The sequence below is a fragment of the Enhygromyxa salina genome (assembly GCF_002994635.1).
Taxonomy (GTDB): domain Bacteria; phylum Myxococcota_A; class Polyangia; order Nannocystales; family Nannocystaceae; genus Plesiocystis; species Plesiocystis salina_B.
In genome coordinates, this window is the sequence record NZ_PVNL01000041.1 from 221,679 (window position 1) to 231,910 (window position 10,232).

At 68.2% G+C, this 10,232-nt stretch carries 6 protein-coding genes; all 6 read right to left on the reverse strand.

Annotated elements, in window-relative coordinates; genetic code table 11:
* Positions 1–236: 236 nt before the first annotated feature.
* Entirely contained in the window at positions 237–1,940 is a 1,704-nt protein-coding gene (locus ENSA7_RS09395) for a hypothetical protein (RefSeq protein ID WP_146157512.1), read from the reverse strand.
* Positions 1,937–3,109 carry a hypothetical protein gene (locus ENSA7_RS09400; RefSeq protein WP_106088880.1) on the reverse strand — a complete coding sequence of 391 codons (1,173 nt, stop codon included), beginning with the start codon at positions 3,107–3,109 and terminating at the stop codon, positions 1,937–1,939. The genes ENSA7_RS09395 and ENSA7_RS09400 overlap by 4 nt, the downstream gene beginning before the upstream one ends.
* A gap of 412 nt (positions 3,110–3,521) precedes the next feature.
* The gene (locus ENSA7_RS09405) at positions 3,522–4,250 is read right to left on the reverse strand and encodes an SIMPL domain-containing protein (RefSeq protein ID WP_181233541.1); all 729 of its coding nucleotides are present in this window, start codon (positions 4,248–4,250) and stop codon (positions 3,522–3,524) included.
* A 186-nt stretch (positions 4,251–4,436) separates the two neighbouring features.
* On the reverse strand, positions 4,437–7,916 hold the full coding sequence (locus ENSA7_RS09410; RefSeq protein WP_106088882.1) for an AgmX/PglI C-terminal domain-containing protein: 3,480 nt from the start codon (positions 7,914–7,916) through the stop codon (positions 4,437–4,439).
* A gap of 123 nt (positions 7,917–8,039) precedes the next feature.
* On the reverse strand, positions 8,040–9,728 hold the full coding sequence (locus ENSA7_RS09415; protein WP_106088883.1) for a DUF4215 domain-containing protein: 1,689 nt from the start codon (positions 9,726–9,728) through the stop codon (positions 8,040–8,042).
* A 74-nt stretch (positions 9,729–9,802) separates the two neighbouring features.
* Entirely contained in the window at positions 9,803–10,096 is a 294-nt protein-coding gene (locus ENSA7_RS09420) for a hypothetical protein (RefSeq protein WP_106088884.1), read from the reverse strand.
* Positions 10,097–10,232: the final 136 nt, after the last annotated feature.

Here is a 10,232-nt window from a genome sequence, read left to right on the forward strand (position 1 = left end):
AGAACGACAGGTCCAAAATGACATCGGGGTTTCATGCATGCCTCGTCTCGCGGGAGTGCGACGCGGGAGAGACCACAGCCTGCGCAGACATGCACAACGGCGGCGATTCTCAGATATACTTGACGCCCGAGTATTGTACGAACACAGAGTCGTGAAGCTCAAGCTCTTTTGAGAATGTTAGCTGGCAAATTTGGCGCCCGGCGAACGTTGGACACCGCAGGCGACAAGACGCTGAGCTATTCGCTCAGCATCGCCGCGAGCTGGGTCGCCCGAGCTGCGATCTCATCGTTCTCAAACTGCCGGCCCCTCTCGAGCAGCACCGCCACCACTTCCCCAGGCTCGGCAACCCGCTCGATCACATCGAGCAACAATCCCTGCTCTGACACTCCCCAGTCGCTCGTTTGCACTGCGACCAACGGCGCGAGCTCGCCGTCACCAAGATCTCGCGAGGCGAGCGCGCGCAGACCCGCGCCTCGTACCGCGAACCCCGGCTCCTCTACGACCACCCGGACGAGTGTCTTGGTCACATCCGCCCCGGGGATCCGTCGCATGGCCGACACCGCGGAGGCCCGGCGTGCGTCGGGTACGTCATCACCATCGAGACACGCCAGCAGAGCCGGCTTGGCTGCTGGCAGCCCTGCATTCCCGAGCGTCCCGAACCAGGGATCGAGCTGAGTCGGACATCGGTCGAGCCCAGAGACAATCCCTTCGACACGGGTCGTGGCTGCGACGGGATCCACCACGAACAAGCGGGCCAGCACGATCCCGAGCGCGGCACGAGTCATGTCGTCGCCGTCCTCGCCAAGCTCGATCAGCCGATCAGCGACGCTCGCCGAGGGCGCGAGCACGCGGGTGATCCCGGCGAGAACGTCTACCCGCACCTGCCCCTCACGCGCGAGCATGACAACCAGCGCATCCTGGCACGCCTGCGTGCCGCACTCGCCCAGCGCGATGGACATGGCCCCGGCCGCCGATTTCGACGTGGCGGGGTCGTGCGCGAGTTGTCGCAGCTCGAACACGAGGGCCTCGTCGTTCATGAGGTGAGCCGCGGCGCGGCTGACCAACTGGGGATCGACGACGTCGCCCACAACGAGCAGGCGGGCGCGTATGGACGCCCAGGACTCGGCGTCGCGCCGCATTGCGATCTTGTCCGCTTCGCTGATCGGCAGCTCGAGCAAGGGCAGCGGCGGCGTCAGGCTGAGCGCTTCTATCTCGGCGCGCAGCTGGGGCAGCGCCGACGCGGGGAGCACAGCGACGGACCGACGTCGAGCGACTGCGACGCTCACGGATGCGATGTCGTCGCGCTCGCCGACCTCGGCAAGCACGAGCTGTCCCGAGCCGACCACGATCGAGCCGAGCTGGTCCGCGAGGAACAGCGTCGCATCTCGCACGTGCACACCCGACACAGAGCAGCGCACCCGAAGCACAGCCCGAAGGACAAAGTGGGAGAGTGTGTAGTAGCGGGCGAGCAACGGCCCGAGCGGTGCCTGTTCTTCAGCAGGCTCGACATCCGCCGTCGTCACTTGAAGCTGAGCGACCAAGAAACGCACCAAGCTCTGGCTCTCCGAGGGCATGTCCGCGGGAAACCACAGCGCATCGACAGCGCCCTCGTCAGTCCGGCGCGCGAGGAACGTCCAGGTGTCGGGTTCGAGGCTCGAGAGCGTGTGTCCGTCCGAGCGCAGCTGCATGTGCTCGATTGCGATCGAGCTGACGAGCAGCGGTGGCTCGTCGATCGAGACAAAGCCAATCCGTCCGAGCGCAACACTCGTGAGCGCGAGCGCCTGCGTCGAGTTGGCCAGTCCAGCGCTGTAGGTGACAAAATCGTAGTCGAGCGACCGCAGCGCAGGTGCAGCGTCATCGGAGACCAGTGACACGGGCGCGGGCTCGGAGCCGCAGGCCGACAGCGCGACCGCGAGTCCAAGCCCGAGCGCGCGGCTCAAGGCTCGCCCGAGCTGTCCCACTCGAACAGGGGATAGTTGTAGGCCCACCCGGCGTAGTTCCACAGCTCCGTCTCGAAGCGCTTGGTCCAGCGGCCCCAACCAGTATCAATGAACGCGTAGAGTCGCCCCTGGAGGAATTGCACGCTCAGCTGTCCGCTTAGATACGCCTGCGCAGTCGCTTGACCTTTGTTGTCGCCGAAGAAGGCCGCGCCATGAAAATCGGGCGCGGCCTGAAGTAGAAGCGCGCTTCCGCCCGCGCCGGCCTGGATGAGCATCGCGTCGAAATAGGCTTCGAGCTTCGCGTCAACGCGAATCTCGGGAGCCAAGCTCCCAACTAGATAGCCTTCGCCGAGCTGGACGTCGAAGTCGACGTTGATCGTCGGGGTGATGATCACGTCAATGTCGACGGGGTAGCCAATGATGAACAGCTTGGTGTGGAACTTGGGCTCGACGTCGAACAGATGCATGGCCTTGGCCACGGAGATCGGCTGTTTCCCGTTTTTCTGGTAGATGTCGTACTGGAAGCCGTCGACGAGCGTCGCGGTCAATGTCGCCGCGTAGGTCCCATCTGAAGACGTATCCATTTTTGCGTCGAAGCGCACGACCTCGAAGCGCTCGTTCAGCACACTGCCGCCCGCCCGAATGACAGCGCTGCCGTGCAGGCCGGGATCAGCGCCGCCGAGGCTGGCCGAGAAGCTGGCGCGCGCTTCTACGTAGCCGGCGCCGATCTCGGTCTCACCGATGCTTGGCGCCCACGCGAAGTCAGTGTGCGCGGCGGGACCGGAGCCCGATGCCCAGAATCCATTGGTGGCCGAGCCGGCCCTGACCGAGCGCCGCGCGGGGGCCTTGACCGAGCGCCGAACCTTGGTCCGGAGCTGCTCTCGCGTCATCGGAGCGCGCGCGGGCTTGGTCTGCACGGACTCGCGGACCCGCTGAACTTGCTTGTCGAGCTTGGCGCGGTCGGGCCGATGCTCGTGATAGACGACCGTACGATTGTCGCGCAGCGAGTGGCCTTGGCTGGCGAGCTTGCGCTCGAGCGCGTTGAGTTCATCGGTGAGTTCGGCGCTCGAGACCCGCTTGAGCTTGCCCTGCTTGTTTGCTCGCGTCGGTCGCTCCTCCGTAGAGGTTTGCGCGCGTACGTCCTTCTTGCTCAGTGGGACGTAGCGCACGGGTTTTCGCGTGTCCGTCGCCCGGTTCAGACGCTGGCGGACCGCCGGCGACAAGCTGAGCTCTTTGCGAGGCGGTGGCGCTCTCTTGACGGCGGTCGTCCCCGTCTGCTGGCGCGGTGCAGGCTGGGCGGCTTCGGAGGGCGGTGCGAACAGGGCGACTGCGAGGACCAAACCGAATGTTGGCGTGAGATAGCGAGACACGGTCACGCGGGGATGATACACGAATGCTGGGTCCAACGAGGATGATCACGGTACCCGTCGAGCACTGAACCTAACCGAGTAGGTCGCTGTTAGAGGGTCATTGGCGCTCGCTAGCTGACTCTTATCAGCTCGATTTCGCTTCTGACCCGTCATGTACCGGAGCGCTCGTTGACAGCGAAGTCTTTAGCTCATTTAACGATCGCTAACGCTCTCAGTCGACCTCATAGACCACATGAACAATCGTCATGATGTCCTTATGCAGCGAAGTCTTATCATTCTGCCCATCCCAAGACGTCGCGGTCGAGTTCGCGGGGTTGATATTGATCACCCCCATCTGCGTAGCCACCAGGTCGCCCCGCTCAGCGTCCCCGGCCGCCGCGAGGATCTCATCAGCGCGAAGTCGAGCATCGTCGGCCGCGGCCGCGAGCATCTCGATCTTCAGATCTTCCAGCCCGGTGTAGTGATAGCGCGGAGCCGAGGATTCGATCGGAATGTTCTGGTCGAGCAGCGCGCTGACCTCTCGTGAGACCCGCTCGACCAGCTCGACCTGATGACTGGTCACGGTCACGGTCTGCCGAGCCTCAAACCCCGCGAGCCGACTGTGCGAGACCGCCTCGTTCCCCACTTGCTCATACTCGACATCAAAGTAGGCGTTGACCGAGGCCGAGGACACGCGAATGTCTTCGGCGGCGATGCCCTTGTCTTCTAGATAGGCGACCGTCGCGTCGACGTCCTTGCGCACGACCCGGTACGCCTCGGCGCGGGTCGACGCGGTGTGGCGGATCGTCGAGTCCCACTCGATCAAGTCCGAGACGATCCGCTGGGTCGCCGACCCGGTCACGCGGATCGTGTCGCGGGGCGACTTGACCTTGAACCACGCCGTCGCGGCGATCGTGGTCGAGGCGACGACCGCCGCGGAGATCAAGCAACGTCCAATCACCTGAGGCCCCAGCCAGCTGCGAACCCACGACGGCGAAGTCTGCGCGTTTTCGTTCATCGGGCCTCGACGCGCGTCGCCTCCCCGCTATTCCGGGGGGCGAAAATTGTGTCCGCTCGCGCTCGGATACTCCGAGGAGCGGCGACACAGCCATCGGGGCTCAGTGCCGTGCATAGCCCGGAGCTGGGCTCAGGCCCCGAAGCGACCGAGCTCGACCGAGCCCTCGCCGTTCATCAGCACGAAGGGCCGCTCATGAAAGGTCAGGTTGCCCGCGCCATCGTGGCCGATCGAGGCCACGGTCCCCAGCGCGTAGCCCATCGCGCCGCGATTGAAGTAGCGCACCCGAGCGTTGACGGCGTCGGGGCAGCGGCCCGCTCGTGAGATCCAGGCCTCGGGCCCAAACCCCGTGCGGACGTCGGCGTGGCGTTGGCCGTCGCCGCGACCCTCGGGCACGACGAGGATGTCGACGTCGGTCGCGTCGGTCTCCCAGTTGGCGACGAGTCGCAGCGAGGCGCTGGTCGCCGGCCGGACCCCGGCGGCGCGAAGCCGTGCCTCGAGGGCGAGCGCGGGCGTCGAGCCAGCGGCCAGCCAGGCGGCGGCGACCAGCTCGCGATCCTCGCGCAGCAGCGCCTTGACGCCGTTGAACCGGCCGGCGGGGATCTGGGTGTCGATCGCGTCGGTCAGGACCTCGAAGGCCTGCTCGTAGCGGCGGTCCTTGGCCAGCGCCCACGCGAGCTGACGGTGGCCGTTGATCTGGTCCGGCCGCTGCTCGACGGCCTTGGTGTAGCTGTCGATCGCGAGCGCGCGGGCCGACTCATCGAGGGCCTCGAGCCGGGCCGAGGCGGCGCGACGCATGTCGGCCCGCTCGGGGTGTAGATCGATCAGCGAGCCATAGACCCGCGCGGCGAGATCGCGCTGACCGTCGAGCTCGAGCAGCTCGCCGAGGGCGACCAGGGCCAGGGCGTTGTCGGGCTCGGTGGTCGCCCACTCCCAGGCGTCGGCGCGGGCCAGCTCGAACCGGCCCTGTGCGACCAGCTGGCGCAGCGCCCCGTAGCGACCCGACTGCGCGGAGCCGGCCCACTTGGCCCCGTTGGCGTCGCTCGGATCACCCGGGCGCCGCCGCGCGCCACGACTCGGGGTGGACCGCCACGAGGACATCGACCCGCCGGTCCCGGGGTCGAGCGTGAACGGGAACCTGACGGTGACGGAGCCGCCACCTTGCGGATGGGGGAACCGCCACCGTCGCGTGGCGTTGGCGATGCAGGTGCCCACCTGTGGATCGGCCAGCGAGCTGCTCGCGACCGACGCGGCGCCAACCATGCCCGTGTCGAGGATCGAGAACTGGATCTCGATGCGCCCGCCGAGGCTCGGGTTGCGCGTGAGCCCGGCGTTGTAGCAATGGCGGACCTCGTTGAGGTGGGCGCGGACGACCCGACGAATGATGTCGCGGTCCATCGAGCCGCTGACGGTTGGCTTGGCCTGACGCACGGCCGGGACTCGCATGCCGCGACCGCCGAAGCCCGCCGCTGATCCACGACCGTAGCCGGACCCGGAGCCGCCGCCGCCACCCTTTCCGATCAACCCGGTGTTGCCGAGGCCGATCGTGCCCTCACCGGAGCCGCCGCCGCCACGGCCGGTGCCGACCAGGCCCAGCCCTCCGGCTCCGAACGCCTCGCCGATCTCGGTGCCGCTGAGGCTTCCCCACACGTCGGCGTCTGTGTCGGTCTGGGCCATCACACCGAGGATTCCGGCGTCGCGGCTGAGCTCGGCGACCTCGTCGACGGACAGCGCGTCCACGGGGGGATCGTCGCCGCTTGGCGCAGCGCTTGGACCCGAGCTGGCGCCGCGGCGCACGAGCTCGACGCCAGCTGGTCCGACCGTCAAAATATCGGTTCGCGCGGCCCGGTCGATCCCGTAGCGCCGGTACTCCGCCTCGCTCTCGAGCACGAGCAGCGCGGTGTGGGGGGTCAGCAGCCGGTTGTCGACGGCGAGCTCGACGAGGCGCTCGCGCAGCTGCGCGGCCTCACCCGGGTTCGTGCTCCGCTCGAGCTGGCGCTGAAGCTCGTCGACCCGTGCCCGCGCGACCGCACGCAGCAACAGCGGCACCGCGCCATTGGAGGTCGGGACCACGTGATCCGCCAGCCGCGGATCCGTGAACCCGACGTAGACCTGCTCGGGTGCGGCGTCGGGGAAGCTTGCGACGACGACGATGTCGTCACCGGGCGCGAAGCCCTCGAGCGAGCGCGGGTACGACCAGTCCGCGCCCGCGATCCTGACCTCGACCGCGTCAAACCCTGGCCGCGCGAGGGTCTCGACCAGCTTCGCGCCCGCGAGGTCCGGCCCGACCACGAACCCGACCCGAGTCCCCGCGGCGGCCAGCGTGCCCAGCAGGTCGCGGTCGGCCGATGTCGAGCTCGCGTAGGCGTCGACGCGATCGAAGCGGAGCGCCTGCGCGACGGCGGCCAAGCTCGCAGCTTCGATCTCGCCGGCGGTGGCGAGGCCGTCGGACCAGATCAGCAGGCGGTGGCTCCCCGCCGCTCGGACCCCCGAACGCAGGGCCGGGTGAGCCAGGGCGGCGTGCAGATCCGAGGCCCCAAAGCCCCGTCGCGCCCGCAGGGTTGCGAGCGGCTCACCCAGCGCCGCAGCGGCCGGGCCGTCGTGGATCAGCGCGGTCGTCTGATCGAAGGCCAGCACCCGGACCGGCACGTCGCCGAGCGCCTCGAGCGTCGCGCCCAGCCGATCGACCTCGCGATCATAGCCGTGGGCCGTGGACGCGCTGGTGTCGAACAGCACGGTCAGGCTGTCGACCGGGTCGACGCTGTCCGCGTCGGCGAGCTGCGGTCGGACCCGCACGGCGACCAGCTCGTCGGCCCGCAGCGCGCCGACGTCACCAGCTCCGTCGAGCGCGACGACGAGGTCGCGGGTGGGCGCGAAGCTTCGCTCGCTGACCTCGAGCACCCGCTGCGACGAGCTCGAGTCACGGGCATCGCCAGCGGTCTCGACGATCACCCGCAGGTCGAGGGCGTCGAGCTCCGGCAGGCCCTGCAGTGGGAGTCGGTAGCCCTCGCCGCCGCCGATCAGCGGCTGGCTATACGAGACGATGATCTGCTTGCGCTCGTGCGGCTGGATCGGAAACACGCGGGCCGACACGCGATTGGCCCCGGCCTGCTCGAGCAGCGCCGGATCCACGCGCGGGCGCTCGTGCACGTAGGTCTCGAAGGTCCGGCGGCCGGCGCTGCGCTCGACGACCTCGCCCTCCATCCACCGCTGGCCGATCTTCATCGCCAGCCGTGACAGCGCCGCGCCGGGCGGCAGATCAAACTCGAAGCGGCCCTCCCGGCGGCGGGCCTCGGGGTTCTCAAAGGTCAGGTGGAGCTCGGTGAACGCGAAGGGATCGGCGATCACGACGGATCCGGAGATCGACACCAGGCGCAGCCCCGAGCCGTCGCCGGCCGTCAGCGCCATGGGTGCCCGCTCGATCGCCGCCGCTCGCCAGTCGACCCGGGGCGTGAGCTCCGCCCGGTCGTGCGTGACCACGTTGCTGCCCAGGTTGGGCGGGGGTGGTCGGTCCTGCGCGGTCGCGGCGAGGGTCGGCTCGGCGGCGCCGCACGACAACATGAACGCGCAGGCAGCCAGCAGAGTGAGGACGGAGCAGAGCAGTCGAGGCATGGCGAGGAACCTGGGCGCCCGGACCACCGGACGCTGGCGCGGTTCCACGATCCCCCGAGTTTTTCTTGCCCCCCTCGAGCCCCGCCGTCTCCACCCACGGCGGGGCGCCAGACCGAGCCACGCTCAGCCGGTGGTGCCCATCATGGGCTCGGTGCAGTCGTTGAGGCAGCCATCATTGTTGGCCTGGTTGCCGTCGTCGCACTCTTCCTCGCCTTCCCACACGATCTGATCGCCGCAGTACGCGTCCAGGCACATGTTGGTGCAGGCGTCGGTGTTGCTGCCGTTGCCGTCGTCGCACTCCTCGTCGTTGGCCTTGGTGTAGCCGTCGCCACACTCGGCGGGCACGCACGCGCCGACGCAGGCGTCGGTGTTGAGCAGGTTGCCGTCGTCGCACAGCTCCATGCCGGCCCAGATCACACCATCACCGCACGCGGCGTCGGTGCACATGTTGGTGCAGGCGTCGGTGTTGATGTTGTTGTTGTCGTCGCACTCCTCCATGCCGTTCCAGACGATCCCGTCGCCGCAGGCGGCGAGGTCGCAGGAGTTGGTGCAGGCGTCGATGTTGATGTTGTTGGCGTCGTCGCACTCTTCCCAGCCCGCGCGGGTGAAGCCGTCGCCGCAGACTGCATGGTTACAGGTGTTGATGCACCCGTCGGTGTTGTTGTTGTTGCCGTCGTCGCACTGCTCGTTGCCGGCCCACAAGATCCCGTCGCCGCACACGGCGGTGGTGCACATGTTGGTGCACATGTCCCCGTTGTCGCCGTCGCCGTCGTCACACTCTTCACCGGGCTGGGTGAAGCCGTCGCCGCAGGTGGCGTCGGTGCACGCGTTGGTGCAGGTGTCGTTGTTGTTCTGGTTGCCGTCGTCGCACTCTTCGTTGGGGTCGTTGACGCCGTCGCCACAGTTGGCGGACTTGCACTCGTTGGTGCAGGCGTCGTCGTTGACCTGGTTGCCGTCGTCGCAGCCCTCGCCGGGGCCCAGGAACCCGTCGCCGCACGCCGCGGCCACGCAACCGGCGACGCAGGTGTCGGTGTTGACGTCGTTGGCGTCGTCGCACTCTTCCTCGCCGACCCACACGATGCCGTCGCCGCAGGTGGCGTTGTCGCATGAGCTCAGGCACGCGTCGGCGTCGTCGCCGTTGGCGTCGTCGCACTCTTCGTTGCCGGCCCACACGAACCCGTCACCGCACTTGGCGACCTCGCAGGTGTCGAGGCACACGTCGGTGTTGTTGGGGTTGGCGTCGTCGCACTCCTCCACGCCGTCGTAGACCTGGCCGTCACCGCAGATCGCCTCGGTGCAGGTGTCGAGGCACGCGTCGTTGTTGCTGGGGTTGCCGTCGTCGCAGGCCTCGCCCTCGTCGAGCACGCCGTTGCCGCAGCTGGCGAGCTTGCAGGCGTTGGTGCAGGCGTCGGTCTCGTCGGTGTTGCCGTCGTCGCAGCCCTCGCCGGGGCCGACGAAGCCGTCGCCACAAGTCGCGAGCTTGCAGCCCTCGACGCAGGTGTCGGTGTTGGAGGTGTTGCCGTCGTCACACTCCTCGTCGGCGTCGTTGATCCCGTCGCCGCAGGTCCCCTCGCCGCTCGTGCACACGCCGTCGACGCAGGCCAGGCCAGCGTCGCAGCTGCCGGCGTCGCACGGGCAGCCGTCGGCCCCGTCGACACACCCGGCGTCGGTCTCGGCCTCGGTGCCGGCCGAAGCGGACTCGACGATGATCGGGCCACAGCTGCCGAGCAGCAGCGTGAGCCCGAGCAAGAACGGCGCACGGGCCGTACGCTCGAGCGCCGCCGCGAACGGGTGATCTGGACGCAAAGCCATGTTCGAACGGTATCACCCGCTGGCAACGGAATGAAGCAGCGATCGCGCCAGAAGTCAGCCCACACGTAGGTTGTTCACACGGTCGGGTTCGCTCGCTGCGACAGGGCCAGGGTCTCCGCCAGTTGCGCGACAAACACTCGCTCGTCATCGTCGGTGACCTCTTCGGCGTAGTGGTTAATCAGCGTGTAGATCGCGGCGACCACGAAGGTGAGATCGATCGGGTCGAGCGCGTCGGAGGTCGAGGCCAACAGCCGCGCGACCAGCGGGTGCCCGGTGTTGACCGCGATGTCGGACATCCGGATCTTGGCGATGGTGTCGTCGCCCGTGTCGCGCAGCTCGAGGTGGGCGAGGCGAAGTTGATCGAGCACCGCCCCGTGGCGCGCTCGCGCCCACTGCAGCTGCTCGTAGAGCGCGGCGAGCAGACGCGCGGAGGGGGTCGTGGGCTCGAGCGGGGCAGCTGGTGGCGCTGGGTCGGCGGGCGCAGGCGCGGCGGCCTACATCGTC

Coding starts and splice junctions, on each gene's coding strand:
- ENSA7_RS09415 (WP_106088883.1), bottom strand. CDS start 9,728: ATGGCTTTGCGTCCAGATCACCCGTTCGCGGCGGCGCTCGAGCGTACG.
- ENSA7_RS09410 (WP_106088882.1), bottom strand. CDS start 7,916: ATGCCTCGACTGCTCTGCTCCGTCCTCACTCTGCTGGCTGCCTGCGCG.